The sequence below is a fragment of the Novosphingobium barchaimii LL02 genome (genome assembly GCF_001046635.1).
Lineage (GTDB): Bacteria > Pseudomonadota > Alphaproteobacteria > Sphingomonadales > Sphingomonadaceae > Novosphingobium > Novosphingobium barchaimii.
Genome location: NZ_KQ130454.1, coordinates 360440 through 385614, shown reverse-complemented (window position 1 = coordinate 385614; position 25175 = coordinate 360440). Strand labels below are relative to the sequence as shown.

General features: G+C 66.2%; 23 protein-coding genes and 1 tRNA gene. 11 read left to right on the top strand and 13 right to left on the bottom strand.

Translation table 11 applies throughout. The features are described 5' to 3' along the window. Positions 1–6: 6 nt before the first annotated feature. The 3 genes from V474_RS25600 to V474_RS12335 all read right to left on the bottom strand — a co-directional run bounded on the left by V474_RS25600 (position 7) and on the right by V474_RS12335 (position 5052). Positions 7–1608: a hypothetical protein gene (locus V474_RS25600; protein ID WP_148649380.1), complete on the bottom strand. Its 1602-nt coding sequence runs from the start codon at positions 1606–1608 to the stop codon at positions 7–9. Positions 1609–1739: 131 nt separating this feature from the next. Next, on the bottom strand, positions 1740–2885 hold the full coding sequence (locus tag V474_RS25595; RefSeq protein WP_148649379.1) for a glycosyltransferase: 1146 nt from the start codon (positions 2883–2885) through the stop codon (positions 1740–1742). Then, positions 2878–5052, bottom strand: coding sequence for a GumC family protein (locus V474_RS12335; protein WP_059151777.1), 2175 nt, complete (start codon positions 5050–5052; stop codon positions 2878–2880). Before V474_RS12335 ends, V474_RS25595 begins: the two co-directional genes overlap by 8 nt. 281 nt (positions 5053–5333) lie before the next feature. Between V474_RS12335 and V474_RS12330 the strand changes: the two genes are divergently transcribed. Then, the gene (locus V474_RS12330) at positions 5334–5924 is read left to right on the top strand and encodes a polysaccharide biosynthesis/export family protein (RefSeq protein ID WP_082699763.1); all 591 of its coding nucleotides are present in this window, start codon (positions 5334–5336) and stop codon (positions 5922–5924) included. A 305-nt stretch (positions 5925–6229) separates the two neighbouring features. Here the strand turns inward: V474_RS12330 and V474_RS12325 are convergent, their stop codons facing one another. From V474_RS12325 to V474_RS12310, 4 genes are all read right to left on the bottom strand, one after another. After that, complete coding sequence (locus tag V474_RS12325) at positions 6230–7906, bottom strand: ABC transporter ATP-binding protein (RefSeq protein WP_059151776.1); 1677 nt, start codon at positions 7904–7906, stop codon at positions 6230–6232. Positions 7907–7920: 14 nt separating this feature from the next. Then, positions 7921–9084 carry a cell wall hydrolase gene (locus tag V474_RS12320; protein ID WP_059151775.1) on the bottom strand — a complete coding sequence of 388 codons (1164 nt, stop codon included), beginning with the start codon at positions 9082–9084 and terminating at the stop codon, positions 7921–7923. Next, positions 9081–10370, bottom strand: a complete 1290-nt coding sequence (locus V474_RS12315) for an outer membrane beta-barrel protein (protein WP_148649378.1) — start codon at positions 10368–10370, stop codon at positions 9081–9083. Before V474_RS12315 ends, V474_RS12320 begins: the two co-directional genes overlap by 4 nt. A 152-nt stretch (positions 10371–10522) precedes the next feature. Then, positions 10523–11407: an MJ0042-type zinc finger domain-containing protein gene (locus V474_RS12310; RefSeq protein WP_059151773.1), complete on the bottom strand. Its 885-nt coding sequence runs from the start codon at positions 11405–11407 to the stop codon at positions 10523–10525. Positions 11408–11554: 147 nt separating this feature from the next. On the opposite strand from V474_RS12310, the gene ftsE reads away from it, so the two are divergent. The 4 genes from ftsE to V474_RS12290 are packed head-to-tail and all read left to right on the top strand — an operon-like array spanning position 11555 to position 14497. After that, positions 11555–12268, top strand: coding sequence for a cell division ATP-binding protein FtsE (gene ftsE, locus V474_RS12305; RefSeq protein WP_059151772.1), 714 nt, complete (start codon positions 11555–11557; stop codon positions 12266–12268). Further along, positions 12265–13200: a cell division protein FtsX gene (locus V474_RS12300; RefSeq protein ID WP_082699762.1), complete on the top strand. Its 936-nt coding sequence runs from the start codon at positions 12265–12267 to the stop codon at positions 13198–13200. Before ftsE ends, V474_RS12300 begins: the two co-directional genes overlap by 4 nt. A gap of 53 nt (positions 13201–13253) precedes the next feature. Beyond that, positions 13254–13790, top strand: a complete 537-nt coding sequence (locus V474_RS12295; RefSeq protein ID WP_059151771.1) for a YdcF family protein — start codon at positions 13254–13256, stop codon at positions 13788–13790. Beyond that, on the top strand, positions 13787–14497 hold the full coding sequence (locus V474_RS12290; RefSeq protein ID WP_236711232.1) for a lysophospholipid acyltransferase family protein: 711 nt from the start codon (positions 13787–13789) through the stop codon (positions 14495–14497). Before V474_RS12295 ends, V474_RS12290 begins: the two co-directional genes overlap by 4 nt. A 131-nt stretch (positions 14498–14628) precedes the next feature. Here the strand turns inward: V474_RS12290 and V474_RS12285 are convergent, their stop codons facing one another. From V474_RS12285 to hisC, 3 genes are all read right to left on the bottom strand, one after another. After that, positions 14629–15414, bottom strand: a complete 786-nt coding sequence (locus tag V474_RS12285; protein WP_059151770.1) for a transglutaminase-like domain-containing protein — start codon at positions 15412–15414, stop codon at positions 14629–14631. 104 nt (positions 15415–15518) lie between these two features. Then, positions 15519–16448, bottom strand: a complete 930-nt coding sequence (locus tag V474_RS12280) for a prephenate/arogenate dehydrogenase family protein (protein ID WP_059151769.1) — start codon at positions 16446–16448, stop codon at positions 15519–15521. After that, the gene (hisC, locus tag V474_RS12275; RefSeq protein WP_059152125.1) at positions 16445–17569 is read right to left on the bottom strand and encodes a histidinol-phosphate transaminase; all 1125 of its coding nucleotides are present in this window, start codon (positions 17567–17569) and stop codon (positions 16445–16447) included. Before hisC ends, V474_RS12280 begins: the two co-directional genes overlap by 4 nt. A gap of 87 nt (positions 17570–17656) precedes the next feature. Between hisC and metX the strand changes: the two genes are divergently transcribed. The 3 genes from metX to metW are packed head-to-tail and all read left to right on the top strand — an operon-like array spanning position 17657 to position 19817. Further along, a complete protein-coding gene (metX, locus tag V474_RS12270) occupies positions 17657–18766 on the top strand; it encodes a homoserine O-acetyltransferase MetX (protein ID WP_059151768.1) in 1110 nt (369 codons plus the stop codon). Then, positions 18763–19197, top strand: a complete 435-nt coding sequence (locus V474_RS12265; protein WP_059151767.1) for a GNAT family N-acetyltransferase — start codon at positions 18763–18765, stop codon at positions 19195–19197. Before metX ends, V474_RS12265 begins: the two co-directional genes overlap by 4 nt. Next, positions 19194–19817 (top strand): methionine biosynthesis protein MetW, encoded by a 624-nt coding sequence (gene metW / locus V474_RS12260; protein WP_059151766.1) that lies wholly within the window; start codon positions 19194–19196, stop codon positions 19815–19817. The genes V474_RS12265 and metW overlap by 4 nt, the downstream gene beginning before the upstream one ends. Positions 19818–19835: 18 nt before the next feature. Here the strand turns inward: metW and V474_RS12255 are convergent, their stop codons facing one another. Next, on the bottom strand, positions 19836–20921 hold the full coding sequence (locus tag V474_RS12255) for an acyltransferase family protein (protein WP_059151765.1): 1086 nt from the start codon (positions 20919–20921) through the stop codon (positions 19836–19838). Between the two features lie 346 nt (positions 20922–21267). Between V474_RS12255 and V474_RS12245 the strand changes: the two genes are divergently transcribed. Then, a complete protein-coding gene (locus V474_RS12245) occupies positions 21268–22029 on the top strand; it encodes an acyl-CoA thioesterase (protein WP_059151763.1) in 762 nt (253 codons plus the stop codon). A gap of 75 nt (positions 22030–22104) precedes the next feature. On the opposite strand, the gene V474_RS12240 is transcribed toward V474_RS12245, so the two are convergent. Then, on the bottom strand, positions 22105–22491 hold the full coding sequence (locus V474_RS12240) for a VOC family protein (RefSeq protein WP_059151762.1): 387 nt from the start codon (positions 22489–22491) through the stop codon (positions 22105–22107). Positions 22492–22699: 208 nt separating this feature from the next. Between V474_RS12240 and V474_RS12235 the strand changes: the two genes are divergently transcribed. Next, on the top strand, positions 22700–23371 hold the full coding sequence (locus tag V474_RS12235; RefSeq protein ID WP_059151761.1) for a glutathione S-transferase family protein: 672 nt from the start codon (positions 22700–22702) through the stop codon (positions 23369–23371). 315 nt (positions 23372–23686) lie between these two features. Beyond that, the gene (locus V474_RS12230) at positions 23687–24742 is read left to right on the top strand and encodes a ribonucleotide-diphosphate reductase subunit beta (protein ID WP_059151760.1); all 1056 of its coding nucleotides are present in this window, start codon (positions 23687–23689) and stop codon (positions 24740–24742) included. A gap of 291 nt (positions 24743–25033) precedes the next feature. Here V474_RS12230 and V474_RS12225 read toward each other — a convergent pair. After that, a tRNA-Thr gene (locus tag V474_RS12225) sits at positions 25034–25109 on the bottom strand. Positions 25110–25175 lie beyond the last annotated feature (66 nt).

Sequence of the window (25175 nt, the reverse complement as noted above, 5' to 3'; positions counted from 1 at the left end):
CGTCTTTCAGATCTTGGCCGGGTAAACGGAAACCGCGCGGGCCGGGCAGTCCGCAGCGGGGACGTGCGGCTCGGCGTATATGCGGATGCGGTAGCGGAAGCCGTCTCGGCCCGCCTTGACGTTCGGTCCCACGACAAGGTCGACAGTGTCGCCCGCGCCCAGCGCGATATCACGCAGGGCAAAGCGCTGGGACGCTGTGACAAGGGCGGCCGCGAGGTCTGTCTTGCCCCGTCGCAGCGCTACGTCGATGCCGTCGCCGCCGGGTTGCTTGTCGATGCACACGGCAATGGAAACCTTGCGCGCGGCGGGGGAAGTGTAGCGGACGATGGCGTGGATGGCCCCGGTCCCCTCGCCAGCGGGCGCACCGGCGACGTCGCCGATCCACAGCGGGCGCACGAAGCGGTCGCCGTGGTAGGTAGTCCACTGGCCGTCGAGCAAGGGGAGGGTTCGCTCGCTCCCGTCCGCCTTGCGCGCGAGATAGCGCCAGTCCCCGCTGCCATAGCCGAGCAGGCTGTCGGCCACTACCGGCCCCTGTGTGAAGGTCGGGCGGGCGGATCGCAGGGCGATCACCGGATCGTCGTTCAGCTCGGCCTCGGTGCCGGAAAGCGGCTGTCCGCGTGCATCGAGCAGGCGGGCGGAGGCATCGAAGGCGGCCCGCCCCGAAGCGCCCCAGGCCACCCAGGAATCCGCGCCGAAGCGATAGAGGCGCACGTTCGGATCGCCCACATCGACGCGCTCGGGGCGGCCGTGTGCCAGAAGTTCGCGCTGGGCGAGGCTGAACGCCTGCGCGGCGGGCTTGGTGCGGCCATCGGCATCGTACAGGCCCATGTTGCGGAACCACTTCTGGTCGACGAGCGCGTACCAGTGGGCCGCCTCCACCCCGCCGGCCGCAAGCAGGGTCGCTTCCTTGACCAGCTGCGGCGCGGCCATTTCGGGTGTCGGGTAATTGTCGCTGAACTCGCTGGCCCAGACAGGCAGGGGTTTGCCGCGGCGGCGCATGACATCGGCAAGATGCGCCAGTTCGACATCGAGGTTCTCTGCCTGCGAGCGGTAGGGATGCACGGCGAGGGCATCGGCGGCATCGAGCAGGCCGCGCGCGAACAGCGAGTCGAGAAAGCCGGTCGCGATCATGTTGCTCGATCCGCCGAGGATCTTTGCGGTTCCGCCGCGTGCGCGCAGGGTCTCGCGCGCGGTACGCACCAGATCGACGTATTCGCGCAAGGGATCGACGCCGGTTTCCCCGGGGCGAAACAGCTGGCGCGAGTTCATGCTGTTGATCTCGTTGCCGATCTCGATCGCGGTCAGGCACGAGGCGAAGTGGGCTTGCAGCGCGGCGATGTATCCGGCGAACGCAGCTTTCGCACCCGGCGAGCGCAAGGCGCCGCCGCCATCGTAAAGCGGGTTGAGCGGCACGGCGACCAGCAGCAGCGAACCGCCCTTGCGGCAGAAGCTGTCCAGTGCCGCGACGCCGGCGCCTTCGAACGTGTAACGGCCGGGCGAGGTCTCGACGCGGGCCCATGGCACCGAATCGCGCAAGGAAGGCGCACCGACTTTACGGGCAAGGTCGAGGCGCGTGGCCGGCCAGCCCTGCGCGAAGTGGGTTTGCACGCCAAGCGTCATGGTTTGCGGGGAGGTCTGTGCAGGCGCACCTTGGCTGCAACTGCTGGTAAGGCCGGCGCAGGCGGCAAAGCCCATCGCGAACCGCGTGCCAGCTTGCCGGAGCGGTCTTGGCGGCTTGTTCACATCAGCGACCGCAGTATCCCGGAGTCGAAGACGGCAGGAGAGAAGCGGCTCGCCTGGAGCACGGCGACCGCCGGGTCGAACGAGGGCAGCCAATCCTCGAAGCGCGAGACGGCGTCGATCAGCGAATCGACGGTTTGTTCACTGAAGAACAGCCCGGTCTGCTGGTCCACGATCGAATCGAGCGCACCGCCCTTGCCAAAGGCGATCACCGGTCGGCCCGAGGCCATGACTTCCACCGGCACTATGCCGAAGTCTTCCTCCGCCGTGAACACGAACCCCCGGCAGCGGGCATAATGCGCGCGCAGGGATGCGAAATCGAGGCGCGGGATGATCGTCACATTGGGTCCGGCCATGCGGCGCAAGGCGGGCGCCATCGGCCCTTCGCCCACCACCAGCAGCGGCAGGCCCAGCCGGTTGAATGCTTCCACCGCCAGGTCGGGCCGTTTGTAAGGCACCAGCTGGCCCACCCAAAGGTAGTTCTGATCGATCTGGGCCGAGGGCGAGAAAAGGCTGACGTCCACCGGCGGATGCACGACGGTCGAGGGCTTGTCCCAGGCCCGACCGATACGCCGCTGGATGAAGCGTGAATTGGCGACGTAGCGATCGACGCGCGAGGCGGATGCCACGTCCCAGGTGCGCAGGCGGTGGAACAGGAAGGGCATGATCGCGCGGTTGAACGCGCCGGTCGACTCGCGGTACTGGTGATAGTGATCCCACAAGTACCGCATCGGCGAATGCACGTAGCAAAGGTGCATGGCATCGGGATCGGTGATGACGCCCTTGGCCGGACCGCTCTCGCTGCTGATCACGAGGTCGTAGCCGCGCAGGTCCAGCTGTTCGAGGGCCATGGGCATGAGCGGCAGGTATTTCTGGTAGTGGCGAGCAGCGCCGGGCAGGCGCTGAATGAAGCTGGTGGTTACCTTGGCCTGCGCAATCGTGCGTGAAACGCGCGATTCGTCGTAGACGTGGGTGAAGATGTCGGCACCGGGAAACAGGTGCAGCAGCCGCTCGATCACCCGCTCGCCGCCGCGCATCGTCACCAGCCAGTAGTGGACGATGGCGACCTTGCGATAGCGTTGCCGCACGCTGGCCAGCAATGCATCGTCATCCTCGCCGGAGGCGATCGGCAGCAGGTTAAGCATAGTAGTCCTTGTACGCCTTGTAGAAGGCGTTCTCGTCGACCCCGAAGGCGGCCTGCTTGCGAACGTCGACCCGGGTAAGGATCATGCCGGCCATTCCGAAGTAGCCTGCGGGCAGCATTCGCAGCAGCGATCGAACTGCGGCCTCGGGCGTACGGCGCCAGCGAGCGGCAATGATCGAGGCATCGGCCTTGCACAGCAGCAGGCGGGCATCCGCCATCGGCAGGACGGGCGCGGTGTCCATGATCACGGCGTCGAACGACTGGGCGGCAAGCGCCAGCAGCGTATCCATCCCGGTGCCGGTAAGCAGCGCATGGTCTTCCTGGGCCGAACTGCTGAGCGGCAGGATCGAAAGCCCGGTGCGCGGATCGGTGACGATCGCATCTTCGAGCTTCGCGTCTCCGCGCAGCACTTCGAGCAGGCCGACCTCACGCGTGCCGGCAAGCCAGCGGCTGACCCCGCGTCGCCGCACATCGCAGTCGATCAGCAGGATACGGTCGGAACCGCTGGCCATCGAACGGGCCAGGCACAGCGCCACTGTGGTCTTGCCTTCGGACGGCAGGGCCGAAGTGATCGCGATGATGCGGGGGTTCTCGACCGCGAAGGCGATCGATGCGCGCAAATTGCGGAAGGCTTCGGCAAAGGCAGAGCGCGGATGGTCGACAACCGCCTCGACCGGGTCTCCAGCGACGCCGCCACGCTCCTTGCGGGAGAGCACCGAGGTGAGTTCGGGAACCGAGCAGAGATAGTGCACGCCCAGTCGCCGTTCGACATCCTCGCCGGAGGTGAGGCCGCTGAACATCATCTCGGCGGTAATGGCGCAGATGATGCCAAGAGCCAGTCCCAGCGCGCCGGAGAGCACCATGTTGAGCAGAAAATTGGGCCGCGCCGGCGTTTCGCTTGGCAGGGCGGGGTGCAGGACACGCGCTTCTGGCTGACGAATGCCGATGCGCGCCGCCAGCTCCTTGTAGCGGGACAGGTAGTTTTCGTAGAGCGACTTCGATGCCTGCGCGCGCTGGTCGATGTCCTGAAGGTCAACCATCGCGACGTTGTCGCGCCGCAGCGCGCCTTGCGAGGTGTTGAGCGATCCGGACAGAGAATCGAGCCGCTTTTGCGAAACAGCGGCCTTGGCCGAAAGGTTGGAGATGACGCGGCCGATTTCCTCCCGGATTTGGCCGGTCACTGCATCGAGCTGGCTGCGTGCGCGCAGCAGATCGGGGTGGCGCGGACCATACTTGCTGGAAAGCGATGCGATTTCAGCGGCGTAGCCCGCCTGCTGCTGGCGTAGGGAGGCCACGACGCCGGACCCCAGCGCTTCGCCCACGTCGTCGCCGGCCGAGCCCATGCCAAGCTGCTGGCGGGCGGTGGCGAGACGCGCTGTGTCCTCCGCGGCCTGAGCGCGGGCCTCGGTGACCTGCTGGTTGTAGGCGGAGATTTCCTGCTCGGTCAGCGAACGGTCTGTGGTGGTTGGCAGGTTGTGCGCGAGGCGATAGCGCGACAGCGTGGCGGCATCTGTCGAAGCCTGGATACGCGCGGCTTCCATGCGCGCGCCCACTTCCTTGAGCGCCTTGCCGTCGCCGGTTTCCTTGTCGGCCAGGGTGCCCAGCGTATACTGCTCGGCAAAGGCGTTGGCGATGCGTGCGGCCTCTGCCGGGTCCTCGCTCTCGAAGGCGACGCTGATCGTGTAGGTCGCGCCGGAGCGGAATGCGGTGACGCCGTCCTCGACATAGGCGATGGCAGCGTCGCGCGCGCCGGCGGCGTTGACGCCTTCCTGCATGAAGCGGCGGTCCCGGGCGAGGCCGAGACGGTCGACGACCCCGGCGACGTTGTGGCTCGAGGTCATGACCTCGACCTGCGTGTCGATATAGGTTTCGCCCAGGCTTCCCTGCGCGGCCAGACGGTCGTCCTCGGAGAGCGGCGCGATCGGCTCGACCTTGGCGTCGAGCGTGACTTCCGCAGTGGAAAGGTACGTTGGCGTCTGGCGTGCGGTGATGACGAGGCCCGCGGCCAGGCATAACAGCAGCACACCCAGGATCAGTGGCCAGCGCCGCCGCAGGAAGGCCAGCAGCAGGCCGGGATCAATCCGGTCGGCCGGCGCAGGCGCCGCAGCGGGTCGTGTCGCGGGGACGAGGGACCCCGGCTGGGGTGCAAGGACAACCGACTTGTTCAAGCTGTTACCATCCGTTCATACCGGAGTGTCACCACAGATCATCCGGATTCGGACATAGTTTCGTTCAACAATGACTACATCGACAAGTCGGACTTCATATCATTTCAAAAATGTAACATCACGGGTTCGTCCGGAGTTCGATCTATGGTGGATTTTGGGAAGTAATATTTGAGAAAGAACTGAAATTATATTTCTGTAACATCACATTGATGCTTGTCTTGATGATCCTTGTGAGGAATGCTCGGGAGCGAGATTTGCTTGACGGAGAATCAGGGGTGACGATGATCTGCAGCCTGCGCAGGCGATTGGCCGGCTTTGCCGCAGCCGGGGTGCTGGCGGTCCTCATCCAAGGCTGCGCGACATCGAGCGCGCCGCCGCTTGGCGCGGCCGAGGCACAGCAGGGCCTTGGCGCCTACCGGCTGGGTGCTGGAGATAAGCTGCGCGTGACCGTCTACAACGAGCCGAATTTGTCGGGTGAATATGCCGTGTCCAGCGCAGGCGACATCGCCTTTCCGCTGATCGGCATGGTTTCGGCAGGCGGTCAGACCGTGAGCGACGTGACCAAGGCGCTCACGGCCCGCATTGGCGAGGGTTACATGACGGACCCCCGGGTCAGCGTGGAGGTGCTCAATTATCGCCCCTATTACATCATGGGCGAAGTGCAGAAGCCGGGCGAATATCCTTATGTCGCCGGGCGGACGATCGAGCAGGCAGTGGCTGCGGCGGGGGGCTTCAGTTACCGCGCCAATGCCCGGCGGGTTAACCTGCGCCGTACCTCGGACCCGGCGGAAAAGTCGGTCGAGCTGTATTCCAACCAGGCCGTGGCAGTAATGCCCGGTGATACGATCCGCGTGCTGGAGCGCTATTTCTGAGCCTTCGCAGGCCGTCTGGGATGACAGAATAACCGGGGGAGAAGAGGGTAGGGGAGCATGGCTTCCCTGCCCTCTCATCGTGTGCGGACCGCAGTAAAAGTGAACGGCAAGACGGCGCCGCGTGCAGCGGCGCCAGTAAAGGGGGCTGGGGCAATGGACCCAGTTCCAATAGTCTTCCCGCTTTCGGAAACATTGGCATACCGGCCGCGTCCGCGGCTAAGAGACCGTTTGAAAATGGCCTTTGCCCATTCTGCCGCCGGTGCCGCATTCAAAATGCGCTCTTCTGCGCATTTTCAAACGGTCTCTCAGATCCGCACTACCCGATCTGCCAATGCCACGCTTGCCGGCCGGTGCGTGATGATAACTACCGTCTTGCCTTGCAGGATCCGGGTGCAAGTTTCGACGAAGCGTTCTTCTCCGTGAGGGTCGTACATCGAGGTCGCTTCGTCGAGCACGACGATCGGAGCATCCTTCAGCAGCGCGCGGGCAAGCGCTATGCGTTGGCCCTGACCGCCGGACAGCCGCACGCCGCGATCCCCGATCTGGGTGTCGAACCCTTGGGGCAGCGCGGTCACGAAGTCCCAGGCGTCGGCCCGGCGCGCGGCTTCGTCGATCTCGGCGCGGCTGGCGCCGTGGCGGCCGAAGGCGATGTTCTCCCGCACGGTGCCGCTCAGGAGCTGGGCGCGCTGCGGGACTACTGAAATCTGCGCGCGCAGATCCTGCACCGATACTTGCGTGATGTCGTTGCCGTCGAGGGTGATGCGCCCGGACTGGCAGTCGTAAAGGCGCAGCAGCAGGGCAACGATCGTCGTCTTGCCGGCGCCGTTGTCGCCCAGAATCGCGATCTTTTCGCCGGCCGCGATATCGAGGTCGAAGCCGCGCAGGACACGGCTGCGGCCGGGATAGGCGAAGTCTACCTTTTCGAAGTGGATCGCGCCCCGCAGCAGCGGCATGGGGTTCGAAACGGCGTAGCCGGGCTCGGGCGCGGTGGCCAGCACGCTGGCCATGCGGGCCAGGGTGCCGCGCGTCACCTGAACCTGCCCCCAGGTCTCGGCAAGTTCGCCGACAGGGCGGGTGAGGAGCGCGGCGTAGAACAGAAAAGAAAACAGCTCCTGCCCGGAAAGGCGCCCTTGATGCAGATGGTCGCCGATCATCATCAGCAGTCCGAGCGAAGCCAGCGAGGCGACGAGCGCGCTTACCGGCTCGACGATGGATTGGATGCGGATCAACCGGACCGCGTAGAGGCGAGCAATTTCCACGCGGCTGCGGTACCGGGTGCTTTCAAGGTCTTCGCGCGCAAAACCCTTGATGGCGGAAATGGCGCCGAGGTTGTCTTCGGCCAGCGCCAGAACCTGTGCTTCGGCGTTCTGCTCGCGCTCAGCCAGAACGCGCATGCGGCGCCCGACGAGCTTGAGCAGTATCACGTAGATGGGGATCAACAGCGGCACGAGCAGGGCCAGTGAGGCATCGATCCGCAGCATCAGCAGGGCAGCGCCCGCAGCCGTGAGCAAAAGCGGCGGTACGCCGATCAGAGTGCCGGTGAGAAAGTGCCCCAGATGCGCGACCTCGGTGGTCATCAGCGCGAGCACATCGCCTTGCCGATGCGCGACGTGCCATCCGACGGGCAGGGACTGGAGATGATCGTAGAGCTTCGCGCGCAGGTCCGCGAGGATGCGCGCAGCCGTGTTCCCCGAAACGATCTGGACTACTGCGGCGAGCGCCGCCGAAGCAATGAAGGCCAGTACGAGCAGTACGACCAGCCGGGTAGTGCCCAGGGGCCCGGCCTCGATCAGCTTTCCCGCGAGGTTGCCGGCAAGCCAGGGGATCGTGAGCGTCGTCGCCGAACTGGCCAGCGTGAGACCTGCGACAAGAGCAAGGGAGCGGGCGTGGGGCCGGGCGAGGGATGCGATCATGCGCATCTGGTCGGGCGTCGGCGGCGGCGGCTCGGGCAGGTCGTCGTGAACGGGGTGGTCTGCGTACATGGGCGAGGGCGTGGTCAGCTTACGGCGAGCAGGCGGTCGAGCGCCTGTCCGCCGGGAAGGCACTGGGCGCGGTCGCTGCGCAGGAAACGGGCGCAATCCCAGTAGGCACCTTCGCTGCGGGTGCGGGCCATGCGCACATAGACGAAAGCGATGCTGCCGGTTTCGCCAAGGCGGCCGGCCACGCGGCACTCCGCCAGACTACCGCACAGCGCCAGCGCCTTGAGTGCGTAGCTGCCGGGCGGGGCCGCGGGGTCGAGCTGCATTTCGAGTGCGGAATGGCTGGAAGGCGCAAGCTGTGGGGGGATTGCGACGGGGACGGGTTCGAACAGGATCTGCGGCACCGTGACGGCCTGCGCCGCTGCCGGATCATGCATCTCCGACAGTGCGGCGAGGGCGGGCTGGGGGCTTTCGGTGCCGGAGCCCGAGCCGCGCGACATGGCAGCGGCCGAGCCCCAATAGCCGGGCCAGCGGTAGAAAAGGTGGGCGCCCTGCTGGGCTATCTTGACCAGACCGTCGCGCCACCGCGGCACCACGTAATCGGCGTGATAGTGCGTCGCCAGGCCAACCCGGGCATCGACCGCGCCTGACAGCGCTGCCTCGGCAATGGCGCGTGCGCGGGTCAGGGCGGGCGGCGAGGGAATACGCGCGAGCGAACCGTCGCAGGTGAAGGTGAACTGGCAGCCGGTCTGGCGCTGCGATCCCTGGAATACCACCGCGCACACGCTGTCGGGAAAGGCCGGGTGGCGCACGCGGTTGAGGACGACCTGGACGACCGCCCGCTCTCCCGAAGGATCGTCGCCTGCTTCGTACCAGGCGGCGAGGGCGAGGCAGTCGCGGGCGCGCAGGTGTGCATCGGGGGCGCCGACGAAGCGGAACGGCGCGGCCAGGGCCGGTTGAAGATCGGCGATAGGCACTTGCGCGTTGGACAGGCGCGCGGCGTCTGCGGCGATGGGGATGCTCTGCGCGGGATCGGGCAACGGCGGCGGCGGGACAAGGGAGAGGGGCGGAATGCCCGCCTCAGCTTCCGCCGGGGAGGCGAAGGCCGCGACGAGGCGTGCAGTGCGGTGCGGGATGTCGCTGGGCAGGCGCGCGAACATCAGGACTGCGAGGGCGAGCGCGGCGGCGATCACGATGCGCCAGGCGAGCGGGGTCGACGCGAGGCGTATCAGGCGTGTCACAGGGCATACCTGAGCGAAACCGAGACACGCTTGCGATCGAACTGGCGTCCGCCGGTGCCATCGCTGCGGGTGCGCTGGAACCCGCCTTGCGCCGACACGCGCAAATTGCGGTTGAGCAGCCATTCCGCGCCCAGCGTTCCGACCAGGTCCTTCTGAACCCGCTGAGTTCCGGCATAGTCGCTGACGGTCTGATCGAGGCGGCCGGTGAGGATGATATTGCGGCGCAGTTCGTAATCCAGCTTCCCGGAATAGCGGCTCTGGCGGATGCCGGCCACGCCGACGAGCGGGGATCGCTGGATCGTGCGCTTCGCCTCTACCGTCCAGGTCATCAGCTTCGTCGGGTTCCATTCCAGGCTGCCGGCGAAATCGAGACCCTTGATGCGCGGGAAAGCGGGGTCGTCGTAACGCTGGTTCTGGTAGCCGACGGCGGCGCGGCCGCGGATCAGGCGAGTGACGCCGAACTGTACGCCGCCGCGCAGCGAATACCCGTCCGAACTGCGGTCGAGCGAGGTTGTCTCGTCAGGGTAGCGGGCCTTGTTGTAGCTGCCTTCGACGAAGGCGGCGATGCCAGGGCCGATGGCGTAGCCGGCGCGCAGCGAGGTGGACCAGGTGCGGTAATCGCGCTCTCCCTGCGCGATCTGTGCGCCCGCCACGCGGTAGGCGCCGTAGTGGAATGTATCCAGGGACGCTTCCGCACCCAGCAGCAGGCGGCCGGCATTGTGTTCCAGTTGCGCGCCCAGTTCCAGAGTATTGTAGGCGATACGCGGGCCGCGCAGCGTGGTGTCGCCGACCGAACCGCGCGGTTCGTAAGCGCGTGAGTATCCGGCGCGCAGAGAGGCCTGGGTGCCTGCCCCGATGTCCAGCTGACCGCCGGCCTGGACATCGTAGGTGTTGGTGTTTTCATTGTCCTGCGACAGGCCGCGTGTCAGCCCGGCAGTTGCGTTGAGCGAGACGGCATGGCGCCTCCACGTAGACCGGGCAGCGATACTGGAGGAAAGGGTGACGAGCGCATCGTCGACCTTGTTGGTATTTCCGGCATAGATATTGTCGTCATAGGCGGTGCGCAGTTCCGCCGAGGGCAGGACTTCGAACCCGCTGAAGCGAACCGGGACCGGGTCCAGTTCGGGCCGGGGGCGTTTCTGCACCGAAATGGCGCCGTCTCCGGCCGGAATGTCCTGCGCCCTTGCACCGGATGCGGTGCAGGCGCCCAGCATGCCCAGAATGCACGATACGAGTGCCGAATCGGCGCCGTACCGGCTCAGCCAGGCTTTGCGTCTGAGCCTCAAGAGAGCCTGCACTTCAAGAATCGCCCCGCTATCCGTAAGTCCCCATCAGGAATTGTGCGGATGCGAACTGCGCCGGGCAAATGAATGATTTGTCACCGGCACCGGCTTTCGTCCCGGATCAGGATTTTCCGGGGGTCAGGAGCAGGTCGGGTTCAATCCGGCTTCCAGCCGATTTCGGCGGCGGCGGCGGACTTGGGAATGTCGGTAAGCGCTTCGTTCACCGTGATCGTCTCACCGGGGGCCAGCTGGCGCTTGGCCGGCATGACTTCCTTTTCATAGACGATGGTTTCACGCCGGTCGCGCAGGACGACCAGCAGTGAGGGAACGCTACGGCTTTGCGCGCCGATATTGCTGATCGTGCCGCTGACGCTGAAGAACTCGGTGCCGTCGGGGAGCGGCTTGCGATCCTGGCGGCCGCGCGGGAAATCCAGCTTGAGATCCGGCTGGGCGCGCTGGAAAGTGGCGCGCGGAAGCGGCAGCCAGTCCGGAATGCCGCCCCAGGCGACGGCGCCGGCCAGGCCCAGCGTGGCGATGGCAAAAGCGATCGCGCCATACGTGCCGATCCGCGCCCAGTTGCGCCGCGGGCGGAACGGGGGCGAGAAATCGAAGCTGGAAGTGCTCTCGTCGGCGTAGTGCCTGGTCGCGGTGTCGTCGTAAGTGACGGGCGCGGAGCGTTGTTCACGGCGCGGCAGGGCAGCCGGCGCTTCGCTTGCCGCCGATTCGCGCGCGGCGGTTACCGGCTCCGGCATGGGGGCGGGAGCGGGGGCGGGTTCGGGCGTGCGCGGGATGACGACCGCAGGGCGCGGCGCGGCGGCGGTGCGGAGGGGCGGGGGCGGCAGGGATGCTTCCTGCGGGATCGGTGCGGGTTCGCTTGCGGGAAATGCCGGTGCGGCTTCCTGCGGGGCTTCCCCGGTGCCGGGACCTTCCTGGAACCAGCTGTGGCGGCACTTGGCACAGCGTACGGTACGGCCTTCCAGGCCGATCGCACTGTCCGGAACCGCATATCGCGTAGAGCAGGCAGGGCAGGCGATGATCATGATCTCTCTCATAAGCACGGTTGCATCGCGCGCGACAAGCGCCCGACCTGTGGGTTCGCGCTCTGACGCCCTTTTTTCCACATGCAAGCGAGGCTATAGAGCTTTACGTCGCCCGTTCGGCCCGACTGACACAACATTTAGACGAGCATGACCGCGGACGGCGAAATCATTCATTTCGACAATGTCGGACTTCGCTACAGCACCGAGCGCGAGGTGCTGAGCGATCTGACGTTCACGCTGTTTCCGGGGCGGTTCTATTTTCTCACCGGGGCGAGCGGCGCGGGCAAGACCTCTTTGCTCAGGCTGCTGTATCTTGCACAGCGCCCTTCGCGCGGCGCGATCCGCATGTTCGGAACCGATGCCATCACCCTGCCGCGCGCGCGGCTGCCTGCCTTGCGCCGGCGCATCGGCGTGGTGTTCCAGGACTTCCGGCTGGTGGAACACCTTTCCGCCTTCGATAACGTCGCGCTGCCGCTGCGCGTCGCCGGGCACCAGGAACGCGATCTGGCCGGTCCGGTCCGCGACATTCTCGAATGGGTGGGCCTGGCCGACCGTATCGATGCACGTCCCGCCACGCTTTCGGGCGGCGAGCAGCAGCGCGTGGCCATCGCCCGCGCGGTGATCGCGCGCCCGGCGATGCTGGTGGCGGACGAACCGACCGGCAACGTCGATCCCGACATGGCCATGAAGCTGATGCGGCTGTTCGAGATGCTCAACCGGCAGGGGACGACCGTGGTGGTCGCCACCCACGATCTCGACCTGCTGCGCAAGGTGCCCGAAAGCCTCATCATGCGGCTGGACCGGGGGCGCCTGTCCGATCCCACGGGCGCGCTGCGCTATCCGCCCCGGAAACTGACATGAAACGGCTTGTCGATTTCGGGCGCTGGCTGCGCGGCGGTCTGCTGCGTAGGGGCCGGGCGGTGGATATCATTCCGCAGGCGCGCATGTCCGGGCCTATGCCGTGGGTGATCGCGATCATGGTGGCGATGACCGCGATCGCGCTGGCCGCCGGGCTGGCACTGGGCAACGCGGTGTCCTCGGCGCGGGCGGAGATCGAGGGCGGCGTGACCGTCCAGATCATCGAGCCGCGCGCCGACATCCGCGCCGCTCAGGCCGCGCGCGCGGTCAAGGCGATGAAATCCATGCCGGGCATCGCCGGTCTGAGGCTGGTGCCGCAGGAGGAACTGGATGCGCTGATCGAACCTTGGCTGGGCACCGGCATCGCCGCCGCCACGGGCGCTGCGATTCCCGTGCCGGCGCTGATCGATGTACGGCTGAAAGGTCCCGCCACGCCGGCCCAGCTTGCCGCGATCAGCAAGCGGGTGATGCCTGCGGCGCCGTCGGCCCGGATCGATGCGCAGTCCAACTGGCTGCGTCCGGTCTTCGATGCGATGGTTTCACTGCAATGGCTTGCGATCGCGCTGGTGGCGCTGCTGGCCATGGCGCTGGCGGCAGCTGTGCTGCTGGCGGCGCGGTCGGCGCTCGGGGCGAACCGCGATACCATCGAGATCGTCCACCTGCTGGGCGGCACCGATGCGCAGGTGGCCCGCGTGTTCCAGCGCTCCATCGGTTACGATGCGGCCGGAGGCGGTACCGTGGGACTGGCGCTGGCGCTGGTGGTGATCCTTTCGCTTGCCCGCCGCTTCTCGGGGCTGGGCGCGGGGCTGGTCGACAATGGCGCGCTTATCTGGAGCGACTGGCTGCTGCTGGCGGTGGTGCCGATCCTGGCGACGCTGCTGGCGATGCTGACCGCGCGGCTGACCGTGCTGCACGCCTTGCGCCGGATGCTTTAATGCCTGCTTTAATGCCTGCTTTCGTCCGTACTAAGTCCTATATAGCCTAGATCATGTTTCGTCGCTTCGTCGCCTTCATCGTGCTGATCTGGCTTTTCGGGTTCCTGTGGTTCGCCATAGCGCTGCCGGGGCCGCTGGCTGCCGATGTACGCACAGATGCGATCATCGTGCTGACCGGCAGCCAGGGCCGGATCGAACATGCGCTCAAGGTGCTGGAAGCGGGCAAGGCGCCCGACCTGCTGGTCTCGGGCGTCGACCGTGAAGTGCGCCCGCGTGAGTTCGCGGTGCAGTTCCGGGTTCCCCAGCGCCTGATGAAGTGCTGCGTGACGCTGGGCTACCGCGCTTACGACACCCGCTCCAACGCCATCGAAGCGGCGCAGTGGGTGAACGAACATGGGGCCAAGTCGGTACGGCTTGTCACGGCGGACTGGCACATGCGCCGCGCCGCGCTGGAAATCGGCCGCGAATTTCCGAACGACGTCAGGCTTGAACGCGACGGGGTGCCCTCGCATCCCAGCCTTGGCGCGTTGTTCCTCGAATACCACAAGCTGCTGGCCCGTGCCGCGCTCAACCTCTGGGAAGCCCTGTGACCAAGATCGATTCGCCCGCCACGCCGCTGGACGTGGTGCGCAGCCTGCTGTTCTACGTCACCTTCTATCTGGGCACGATCTTCTTCGTGATCGTCACCGGCCTGGCCTCCTTCGTGAACGAGGAACTGATGCGGCGCACAGCGCGCGGCTGGAGCCTGTATCACCGCCTATGCGCGCGCTGGCTGCTGGGTATCCGCGTTGTCGTGGAGGGCGAGATGCCGGGCGGCGGCGTGCTGGTCGCGATGAAGCACGAGAGCTTCTACGAGGCGATCGACCTGCCCGCGCAGATGCGCCACCCCGCGCCTTTCCCCAAGGCCGAACTGACCGAACTGCCGGGCTGGGGCTGGGCGGCGCGGCGCTACGGCGCGGTCGTGGTGGAGCGCGGCGAAGGTGCGCGGGCCCTGCGCAAGATGATCTCCAGCGCGCGCGGTTTCGCGGCGAAGGGGCGAACGCTGGCGATCTTCCCCGAAGGCACCCGGGTGCCCACCGGCCAGCGCCCGCCCTTGCAGTCCGGTTTCGCCGGGGTCTACAAGCTGCTGGGGCTGCCCGTGGTGCCGGTGGCGGTGAACAGCGGGCGGCTTTATCATCGGCGCTGGAAGAAGCCCGGCACGATCACCGTGCGCGTGGGCGAACGCATCGAGCCCGGCCTCCCGCGCGAGGAGATCGAGGCACGGGTGCTGGCGGCCATCAACGTGCTGAACGTCTAGTCTGCGGATAGCTGAAAGGGTTTCGGCAGGCCCCCTGACCCTTCGACAAGTTCAGGGTGAGCGGATGACATTCCATGACCCCGATGCCGCTCAGGCTGAGCTTGTCGAAGCCCCATCAGGCACCAGTCGGTTCAGGCGGGCACCAGTTCGTTGACCTCGACGGTCTGCGACAGCATTTCGACATCGCCGAAGCTGGACAGGAACGAAACGTCGGCGGCATCGCGCCCGACGCCGATCTTGGCGATGCGGTCGGGCGAACTCATGCCGGTGGCGTCGACGATGTGCCAGGCGCCGTCGAGGAATACTTCGGCCACCGCATGGAAGTCCTGCGGCTCCACGCCCAGGCCATAGACGCTGGCGAAGCGCGCGGGGATGGCGCTGGCGCGAACCAGGGCGATCATCAGGTGCGCATAGTCGCGGCACACGCCCCGGCAGCTTTTGAAGGTGTCGGCGGCGGTGGTGAACGCATCGCTGGAGCCTGGCTCATACGTGAGGGTGGCGGCGATCCGGTCGCGGATGGCGGCGACGCGGGCTCCGCCCTGCAGGTGGCCGAACTCGTTCTCGACGAATTCGTGGAACGTGTCCGACGTGCAATAGCGCGAGGGCATCAGGTAATCGACCGTCTCGCCCGGCAGCAGGTACGTGGGCATGGCCGGGAGGGTGTCCACGTCCGCCAGCATCCGTTCGACCGAGACGGTGGCCTCGTAGCGGACCTGCAGCGGGGCGGCGGTGCGCAGCCAGATGCGTTCGCCGATGTCGGCCTGGGCAGAAACGCGGGCGAAATGGTCGAGCAGTGGCAGATCGATGCGGGCCTGTATCACGCGCTGCTCGGGAATCATGGCCGCCTCTATCTGGAGGAGGACATCGACCGGGCCGCGCACGGCGTAATCAAGGGTAGTGACAATGGAAAGCTGCATGGGCGGAGGGCGTCCTTGAGCGAGGCTTCACCGCTCAAAAGCCCGAAAACGCTTCGGGCTCCCGGGGCGCGGGTTAAATATGCGTTATCGTCTGCTGGTGCGCCTTATAGCTTGCCGGCTGAGACACCTTCGTGATCGCCGCGGCCAAAATCGGCGCGGGCATCGTCCTGGCCTTCCTCGATGATCGAGCGGCGGATCGCGCGGGTGCGGGCGAACTGGTCGAACAGCTTGTCGCCGTCGCCCACGCGGATCGCGCGTTGCAGCGCGGTCAGGTCCTCGGTGAAGCGCTGGAGCATGGTCAGCACCGCTTCCTTGTTCGAAAGGAACACGTCGCGCCACATCGTCGGGTCGGACGCGGCGATGCGGGTGAAGTCGCGGAAGCCGCCGGCGGAATACTTGATGACCTCGCCCTGCGTCACGTCCTCAAGATCGGAGGCGGTGCCGACGATGGTGTAGGCGATGAGGTGCGGCAGGTGGCTGGTCACAGCAAGCACCAGGTCGTGGTGCCCCGGCGTCATGATCTCGACATTGGCGCCCAGCGCTTCCCAGAAGCCGACGAGCTGCGAGAGCATCACCATGTCGACCTTGGCCGGCGGGGTGACGATGCACCAGCGGTTGCGGAACAGGTGCGCAAAGCCAGCGTCCGGGCCCGAATTCTCGGTGCCGGCGACGGGGTGGGCAGGGATCACGGTGTGGTCGGGCAGTGCTTCGCCCAGGGCCTTGGCGATGGCTTCCTTGGATGAGCCGACATCGCTGACGAGGGCACCTGCGGGGAGCGCCTCGCGCACCTGTTCGGCAGCCATGCCCATGGCGCCGGGCGGCACGCAGAAGATCACGAGGTCAGCCTCGCGCACGGCATCGGCGGCGGTTTCGCACACCGTGTCAACCAGGCCGCGCGCTGCGGCGAGGGCGCGGTGCTGGGGCGAGAGGTCGTAGCCGGTGGTCCGGGCCTCGGGCAGGTATTCCCGCACCGCGAGGCCGATCGAGCCGCCTTGCAGGCCAAGGCCGATGATGGCGATCCGGGCGAAGGTCACTTCGCGCTTTCCGCCATTTCGCGCAGGCCGTCCGCGATGGCGTCCATGTCTTCGCTTTTGCCGATGGTGATGCGCAGCGCCTGCGGCAGGCCCTGTCCGGGGAGCCAGCGTACGATATAGCCGCGATCCGCAAGGCCGTCGAAAGCGGTTTCGGCGGTAAGCGCGCCTTCGAACAGGATGAGCACGAAATTCGCCTGGCTCGGCAGCGGGCGCAGGCCGTGGTTGCCCAGCGCTTCCAGCTTTTCGACGAAGCGCGCGCGCTCGTCGCGGTTGTGGATGCGGCTGGCTTCGACGAAGGCGCCGTCGTTCAGCGCTGCCAGCGCCATCGCCTGGCCCGTGGCGGACACGTTGAACGGCCCGCGAATGCGGTTGAGCGTGGCGATCAGGCCCGGCGCGCCGGTGGCCCAGCCGATCCGCTCGCCGGCAAGGCCGAAGATCTTGGAAAAGGTGCGGGTGACCAGCACGTTCTCATGTTCGCCGGCCAGTGCCAGCGCACCGTCGCTGTCTTCGGGGGCGACATATTCGCCGTAAGCTTGGTCGATCACCAGAACCACGTCGGCAGGCAGGGCGGCGTGCAGCCGCGCGATCTCGCCGCCGGGCAGGTAGGAGCCGGTGGGGTTGTTGGGGTTGGCGACGAAGATCACGCGGGTCCTGTCCGTCACCAGTGCCACCAGCGCATCGACATCGGTGCCGTAATCGGCATCGGGCGCCACTACCGGCACCGCCCCGCAGCGGCGGGCCGCGATATCGTAGACCGCGAAGCCGTAGCGCACGTAGATCACTTCATCGCCAAGCCCGGCATAGCCCTGCGCGATGAGATTGAGCAGTTCGTCCGAGCCGGTGCCCATCACAACGCGGGCAGCGTCGATCCCGTGCGCCGCGCCGATGGCGGTGCGCAGCGCGGTGCTGTCGGGGTCGGGATAGAGCGCGGGGGCCTGCGCTATCGCGGCCAGCGCGGCAGGGCTGGTGCCCAGCGGGTTTTCGTTGGCGGACAGCTTGATGAGCGGGCGCCCGTCCTTGCCCCTGGACTTGCCGGGCACATAGGCGTGGATTGCCTCGATCCAGGGCTTGGGGCTCGGGGCTTTCGCCGTGGTCGGGGCGGAGGTTTCGGTTTCGCTCATGACGGGCGGCCCCATACCCCAGCGCGGCGGCTAATGACAGGGGGCGATTGACACTCTAAAGCCAGCCCCCCACTTGGCGAACGCATCATGTCCACGGCCTCTTCCCTCAATATCGAACGCAAGGTTCTCGAACTTGGCACCCCGCTGCTGCTCGACGGGGGGCAGAGCCTGCCGGAAATGCGCGTGGCCTACGAAACCTGCGGCACGCTGAATGCGGCGAAGGACAACGCGATCCTGATCTGCCACGCGCTGACGGGCGACCATCACGTCGTCTCGGATCATCCCAAGACGGGCAAGCCGGGCTGGTGGGTGCGCATGGTGGGACCGGGCAAGCCGATCGACACCGACCGCTATTTCATCATCTGCGCCAATGTCATCGGTTCCTGCATGGGCTCCACCGGCCCGGCCAGCCTTGCGCCCGATGGCGAGCCCTGGGCGAAGCGCTTCCCCGTCATCACCATCCGCGACATGGTGAAGGGGCACATCGCCGTGCTCGACGCGCTGGGCATCGATGCGCTTCATGCCGTGGTCGGCGGATCGATGGGCGGGATGCAGGCGCTCAGCCTTGCCTCGAACTTTGCGGAGCGCACCCGCGCCGCGCTGGTGATCGCCTCCACCGCGCGCCATTCCGCTCAGAACATCGCGTTTCATGAAGTGGGCCGTCAGGCGATCATGGCCGACCCGGAATGGCGCGAGGGCAACTATTACGCGCACGGCAAAGGCCCGGAAAAAGGCCTGTCGGTGGCGCGCATGGCCGCGCACATCACCTATCTTTCGGAAGCGGGCCTGACCGACAAGTTCGGCCGCCGCCTGCAGAACCGCGAGGAAAAGACCTTCGGGTTCGACGCCGATTTCCAGATCGAATCGTACCTGCGCTATCAGGGCCTGTCGTTCACTGACCGGTTCGACGCCAATTCGTACCTCTATATCACCCGCGCCATGGATTACTTCGATCTGGCCGAGGAACACGGCGGCATGCTGGCCAATGCCTTCGCAGGCTCGAAGGCGCGGTTCTGCCTCGTCAGCTTCGATACCGACTGGCTCTATCCCACCGCCGAATCGCGTAACGTCACCCACGCGCTGAACGCGGCGGGCCTGCCGGTGAGCTTCGTGGAACTGTCCGCGCCTTACGGGCACGACAGTTTCCTGCTCGACGTGCCGGCGCTGGACCGCGTGGTGGAGGGGTTCCTGGGATGATCGAACTTTCGGACGATGCGGCCCGCCTCGACGTACCGCGCATCCACGGCTGGCTGGAGACGAGCTACTGGACGCCGGGCATCGCGCGTAGCGCTGTCGAGCGGCAGATCGCCGGCTCGCACTGCCTTGGCGCCTATCATTCGGAGCAGGGCCAGGTCGGTTTCGCCCGCGTGATCTCCGACCGCGCCAGCTTTGCGTGGCTCGCCGATGTCTGGGTGGACGAGGCATCGCGCGGGCAGGGCCTTGGGCGCCGCATGGTGCGCTGGTTCCTGGACCATCCCGATTATGCGACGGTGCGCCGTTTCGCGCTGACCACGGCCGATGCGCACGGCGTCTACGCCCAGCTCGGCTTCACTCCGCTGCTGCGGCAGGAGCGGTTGATGGAGCGCCTTTCGCCGGAATTCACCGCCATGCTCGAGGCTGCGTCATGAACGCGGCCCAAAGCTTCATGGGGAAGGAAGGCCTGCGCCCCGACCTTGCGGTGATCGCGGAGAACGTGGCCAACGGCGCCAGCGTGCTCGACGTGGGCTGCGGCGACGGCACCTTGATGGCGGCCCTGCGCGACGGTCAGGGCTGCGCCACGCGCGGCATGGAGATCGACGCGGCCAATGTGGGCCGCTGCGTAGGGCGCGGACTTTCGGTGATCCAGGGCGATGCCGACAAGGATCTGGCGTTCTATCCCGACAAATCGGTCGACTATGCGATCCTCAGCCAGACGCTGCAGACGACGATGCGCCCCGACATGGTGCTGGAGGAACTGCTGCGCATCGGCCGGCGTGCCTTTGTCAGCTTCCCCAACTTCGCGCACTGGCGGGTGCGGGCATCCTTGCTGTGGAACGGGCGCATGCCGGTGACGCGGCTGCTGCCGGTCGCCTGGTACGAGACGCCCAACATCCATCACCTCACCGTCAACGATTTCCGTTCGCTGGTGAAGGATCGCGGGATCACCGTGGAGGGGCAGTGGTTTCTTTCCGGCGACCAGAGCTGCAGCGCGGCGGCGGCGAACTTCCGCGCCGAACATGCGGTGTTCCTGCTCTCGCGCCGGGGATGATGGGGCGCCGCGCCGCCGTCAGGGCAGCGCGATCCGCTTGCTGAGCGCGTGCGCCGGCGCTTCGACCAGCCGGTAGGCCGCCCAGGCGACCGCGACATTGACGGCCAGCACGGTGACAATCGCGGCGAGGTCCGGCAGCTTCAGGATGTCCGCCACAAAGAACCCCGCGCCGGTGACCGGATTGTGGAACAGGTACAGGCTGTAGCTGATCGTCCCCAGGAACAGCAGCGGCGGGCTGCGCAGGCCGTCCTTCACGAATCCTGTGGCCAGGCTGACCGCCAGAATCACAGCGGTAATGAAGGCCACCCAGCCGAATGGCGATTGGCTCAGCGCAACCGGGACGAACAGCAGGGCCATCTGCGCGGCGTCGATGGGGGAGCGCGGCGCGCGGTAGGCCAGCACGCCCAGATAGAAGGCGAACCACAGGTCCACGAACAGCCCTTCGAACGGGCTGGAAAAATACCCCGCCGCCCAGATCGCGGCGATGCCGAAATGAAGCAGTCTCACGCCCGCCCGGCCCTTTGCCGCGAACCTGTGGGCGACCAGCAGGGAAATGACGAAGAAGATATAGAACTGGACTTCGTAGCACAGCGTCCAGAATACGATGTTGATGTTCTGGAACCCCAGCAGGCTCTGCGCATAGAACAGGTGCGCTGCCAGTTGGGGGCCGGTGATATCGGGCGCGGGCGCGTGGCCGATGCGGTATTCGATGAAGCCGAGACACAGCACCGTCAGGATGGCCGCCCAGTAAGGCGGGTCCAGCCGGATCGCCCGCCGCAGGACGAAGCGCGAAAGCAGGCCGAGCGAAGGCGTGGCACCGCGCAGGCTATGGGCGATGACGAAGCCGCTGAGCGCGAAGAACACCGCGACGCCGCTTTCGCCATGCGCGAAGATCCACACGACCGCGCGCGGGGCCCGGGCGAACAGCTCCGATGCATGGCCGCCGGAATGAAGGTGAAACAGCACCACCCAGAGCGCCGCCAGTCCCCTCAGCGCCTGGGGAAGCGCGAAATGGCGCGCGGCGGCGATGGGGCGGGCCGCATCCCGGGAGTCCGGGGCGTCGGCTTCGACATCCATATCGGCAGCGCGCGCGATCGCATCCATGCAGTACTTCCCCCATAGCCTGGGCGGGAGTGTAAGACAGGCGCGGGAGTTGGGGCGCTCCCCTTAATTACCTACGGCAATAACCGGGCCGGGGGATGCCGCCAGCGCCCGCTACGCCCGCCGGGGCCTTGACCGCGCATGGCTATGCTGCGAGACGCCCGCGCTTCGGGCGCTTCCACTTGCCCGCAACGACAGGTCGGCCATTGGCGTTGGCATACGCCGCCACGGAGCATTGCTCCGTCTTCGAGCCGACCATCACCCATACGGAGAAGATTCCCTCACTGGCCGCCGGCTTGCCGCTTTCCCGCGTCCCGTCGCCGCGCCGATAGAATCTGACGAGTGACACATGACGCAAATTTCTGATCCCGAAACCTTTGCCTCCAGCCCGGTGCAATTGATCGATACGGTCTTCCCCGGCGACACCAACCACCACGGCACCCTGTTCGGCGGCGTCGCGCTGGCGCATATGGACAAGATCGCCTTCCTCGCCGCTGCCCGCCATGCGCGGGCCCAGTTCGTGACCGCCTGTTCGGACCGCATCGACTTCGAGGCGCCGGGCCATGTCGGCGATCTTATCGAAGCGACGGGCCGGGTGGTCCGGGTCGGCAACCGCTCGATCGACGTCGAGGTGGAACTGGTCGCCGAAGCGCCCGTCACCGGCGAGCGCCGCCTATGTACGCGCGGCAAGTTCACGCTGGTGGCCGAAAAGGGCGCCGAGACGCACCTGCCGTTCCCGCCGGTGCCCGAAGCTGGCGTGCCGGGCGCCGACGGCAAGCTGCACATGGTCGACATGGTCTTTCCGATGCAGACCAACCATTACGGCAGCCTGTTCGGCGGCGATGCGCTCAAGATGATGGGGCGCGCGGCCTTCATCGCCTCTACCCGCCATGCCCGCCGGCCCATGATCATGGGCACGTCCGACCGGATCGACTTCAAGTCGCCGATCCGCGAAGGCGAGATGATCGAACTGATCTCGCACGTCCTGATGGCGGGCGGGGATTCGGTGCTGGTCGGCGTGGAACTATGGGCAGAGAACCTGCTCACCGGCGAGCGGCGTCATTCGGCGACGGCGAAGTTCACCATGGTGACGATGGACCCGAGCCGATAAGCCCGGCCTGAAAGACAAGGGGCCTCGCCGCCGGCGAGGCCCCTTGCCGCGTTCAAGTCCGTCAGCAGCCTGCGATCAGGCGGGCAGGGCGTACATGCCGCAAAGTTTGTTGCCATCAGGGTCGCGCAGATACGCGAGGTGGAGCTTGCGGGCCCCGAATTCGCGCACGCCCGGCGCGTCCTCGCACGAGACGCCGCCCGCCTCGCAGCCGGCCTTGTGCCAGGCGTCTACCTGCTCGGCGCTGTCGCACGCGAAACCCACGGTGCCGCCATTGGCGAAGCAGGCGGTTTCGCCGTTGACCGGTGTGCAGATCATGAAGTTCGCGCCGTTATGGGCATAGGCGAGTCGGCCCGCAGCCGGGTCGGTCATGATCGGCGTGGCGCCAAGCACGCCGAACACGGCGTCGTAGAAGGACTGCGAGGCGGCAAGATCGTTGCTGCCCACGGTGATATGGCTGAACATGAAGGCTCTCCGGGTGAAGTCGTCCGTAATTTGCGCGCGAGGGTTTCTCGCACCTGCCGCACGGTCAGTCGGCCCGCAGTGCGTAGCGGCGATATGTGACGGGCGCACGCGGGTTGTCGCGCTTGCGGGACTTATCCACGCGTTTAGCCCCCATGCAAAATCACCTCCGGGTGGACGCCTCCCCCGCGCTTTGGCATCGCCATAAGTCATGTGGCACATCTATCAGTTTCCGCTCTGCCCGTTCAGCCGCAAGGTCCGGCTGCTCATGGCCGAGAAAAGCATCGCCTACGAACTCCAGACCGCCAAGCCATGGGAAGGCGAGGACCGGCTGTTCGCGATGAATCCGGCGGGGCGCACCCCTGTCATCCGCGAGACCGAAAAGGGCATCGTCCTGTCCGACAGCCGCGCGATCTGCGAGTATTTCGAGGAAACCGTCGATCGCAACCCGCTGATCAGCGGCACCTCCCAGCAGCGCGCCGAGATTCGCCGCCTGATCGCGATGTTCGACGAGAATTTCTACACAGACGTCTCGGGCCCGCTGCTGCTGGAGCGAATGAAGAAGCGCCTCGTCCTGCGCCAGTCGCCCGATGCCAAGGCGCTGCGCGAATCGATGAAGCTGGCGCACGACTATCTCGATTACATCGACTATCTGATCGACAACCGGCCCTGGCTGGCGGGCGCGACGATGACGCTGGCAGATCTTGCCGCCGCCGCGCAGATTTCCGTGGCCGATTACCTGGGCGGGCTGGACTGGTCGACTCACGAGCAATCGCGCGCCTGGTATCTGGTGATGAAATCGCGGCCCTCGTTCCGCCCGCTGCTTTCCGAGCGCATGGAAGTGATCCAGCCGCCCAGCCACTACGCCGAAGTGGACGGCTGAGCGGGGGCGGGGTGAGCGCCTTGTCGCGCGGGGCTTCGACAGGCTCAGCCTGAGCGGGTTTAGGGATTGGCTCTCAAGCCCCGCTCAGGCTGAGCCTGTCGAAGCCCAACGCGATCATGCACGCTCGCATGGCATTGGGGACACAACCCGTTGTGGTAAAACAATTCACTTGCCCCTACATCTACCTGTGCAAAGATTGATTCGGCGCATGGATTTGGCAGCGATCCTGCCTATCTCTGACGTCTCCGCCTGAGCGCGCCAGTGATGGAGGCTTCAGGTGAACCCCATATCAGCCGACCCACCGGAGCCCGCCCCATGCCTCTTCTCGAAGCCCGCAAGACGTACAAGCCCTTTGAATATCCCTGGGCTTACGACTTCTGGAAGATCCAGCAGCAGGTCCACTGGCTGCCCGAGGAAGTGCCGCTGGGCGAAGACTGCCGCGACTGGGCGCAGAACATTTCCGAGCATGAGCGCAACCTGCTCACGCAGATCTTCCGCTTCTTCACCCAGGCCGACGTCGAGGTGCAGGACTGCTACCACGAGAAATATTCGCGGGTCTTCAAGCCGACCGAGATCAAGATGATGCTGGCCGCCTTCTCCAACATGGAGACGGTGCACATCGCCGCCTATTCGCACCTGCTCGACACCATCGGCATGCCCGAGAGCACGTACGGCGCATTCCTCGAATACTCCGAGCTGAAGGACAAGCACGACTATCTGCAGAAGTTCACCGTCGACAACGACGAGGACATCGCGCGCACGCTGGCCATGTTCGGTGGCTTTACCGAGGGGGTGCAGCTGTTCGCCAGCTTCGCGATGCTGATGAACTTCCCGCGCTTCAACAAGATGAAGGGCATGGGCCAGATCGTCTCGTGGTCGGTGCGAGACGAATCCCTGCACTGCGAAGGCATCATCCAGCTTTATCATACTTTCGTGCGCGAGCGGGACTGCCTGACCAAGGCGGTGAAGGACGATATCGCCGATCAGTGCCAGACCACCGTGCGCCTGGAAGACAACTTCATCGACCTCGCTTTTGAAATGGGCCCGGTCAACGGCATGACCGCCAAGGACATCAAGCGCTACATCCGTTACATCGCCGACTGGCGCATGACGCAGCTGGGCCTGAAGCCGATCTACCTGATCGAGGATCACCCGCTGCCCTGGCTGCAGCCGCTGCTCAACGGCGTGGAACATGCCAACTTCTTCGAAACCCGCGCGACCGAATATTCGAAGGGCGCGACTCGCGGCGACTGGAACACCGTGTGGTCGAACTTCGATTCGCGCCGCAAGGCGACCACCAACGACGACATCCTGCTGGTCGACGACGGTGCGGAGCCGGGCCTCTTCGGCGAAGGCGTCGCTGCGGAGTGACGTAAAATACCGGGCAATCCTGCATTGCAGGGTGCCCGGACTGCCATACAGGACAGGCGCCCACCGTTCGCGGGGGCGCCTGTTGCATGTCGGGTGTGCTCAGTAGGGAACGGGTGCGGCGGTGAAGGCGGGAACCTGCTGGCCCTGCACCATGACCGCAGAACGGCCGCTGATCACGATCGAGCCGAGGAGCGCGCCCACGGTATTGCCGCGCCCTTCCTGGCGGTGCTTGCCTGACGGTGTTTGCCGGTCAACGCAATCTGGCTGTCTTGGCAGAAATCGCAATGCGCGTGGTGCCGGCTACAGGAGTCGAACCCGTGACCCCCTGATTACAAATCAGGTGCTCTACCAACTGAGCTAAGCCGGCCCTGCGTTCCGCTTTAAGCGGGGCTAGTCCGGCGCCCTTACCGCGAGCGGGGGGCACCGGTCCAGT

Coding starts and splice junctions, on each gene's coding strand:
- hisC (WP_059152125.1), bottom strand. CDS start 17,569: ATGAGCGAAACCGAAACCTCCGCCCCGACCACGGCGAAAGCCCCGAGC.
- V474_RS12310 (WP_059151773.1), bottom strand. CDS start 11,407: ATGATCATCGCCTGCCCTGCCTGCTCTACGCGATATGCGGTTCCGGAC.
- V474_RS12255 (WP_059151765.1), bottom strand. CDS start 20,921: ATGGATGCGATCGCGCGCGCTGCCGATATGGATGTCGAAGCCGACGCC.
- V474_RS12325 (WP_059151776.1), bottom strand. CDS start 7,906: ATGTACGCAGACCACCCCGTTCACGACGACCTGCCCGAGCCGCCGCCG.
- V474_RS12285 (WP_059151770.1), bottom strand. CDS start 15,414: ATGCAGCTTTCCATTGTCACTACCCTTGATTACGCCGTGCGCGGCCCG.
- ftsE (WP_059151772.1), top strand. CDS start 11,555: ATGACCGCGGACGGCGAAATCATTCATTTCGACAATGTCGGACTTCGC.
- V474_RS12295 (WP_059151771.1), top strand. CDS start 13,254: ATGTTTCGTCGCTTCGTCGCCTTCATCGTGCTGATCTGGCTTTTCGGG.
- V474_RS12230 (WP_059151760.1), top strand. CDS start 23,687: ATGCCTCTTCTCGAAGCCCGCAAGACGTACAAGCCCTTTGAATATCCC.
- V474_RS12240 (WP_059151762.1), bottom strand. CDS start 22,491: ATGTTCAGCCATATCACCGTGGGCAGCAACGATCTTGCCGCCTCGCAG.
- V474_RS12245 (WP_059151763.1), top strand. CDS start 21,268: ATGACGCAAATTTCTGATCCCGAAACCTTTGCCTCCAGCCCGGTGCAA.
- V474_RS12330 (WP_082699763.1), top strand. CDS start 5,334: ATGATCTGCAGCCTGCGCAGGCGATTGGCCGGCTTTGCCGCAGCCGGG.
- V474_RS25595 (WP_148649379.1), bottom strand. CDS start 2,885: ATGCTTAACCTGCTGCCGATCGCCTCCGGCGAGGATGACGATGCATTG.
- V474_RS12265 (WP_059151767.1), top strand. CDS start 18,763: ATGATCGAACTTTCGGACGATGCGGCCCGCCTCGACGTACCGCGCATC.
- metX (WP_059151768.1), top strand. CDS start 17,657: ATGTCCACGGCCTCTTCCCTCAATATCGAACGCAAGGTTCTCGAACTT.
- metW (WP_059151766.1), top strand. CDS start 19,194: ATGAACGCGGCCCAAAGCTTCATGGGGAAGGAAGGCCTGCGCCCCGAC.
- V474_RS12235 (WP_059151761.1), top strand. CDS start 22,700: ATGTGGCACATCTATCAGTTTCCGCTCTGCCCGTTCAGCCGCAAGGTC.
- V474_RS12300 (WP_082699762.1), top strand. CDS start 12,265: ATGAAACGGCTTGTCGATTTCGGGCGCTGGCTGCGCGGCGGTCTGCTG.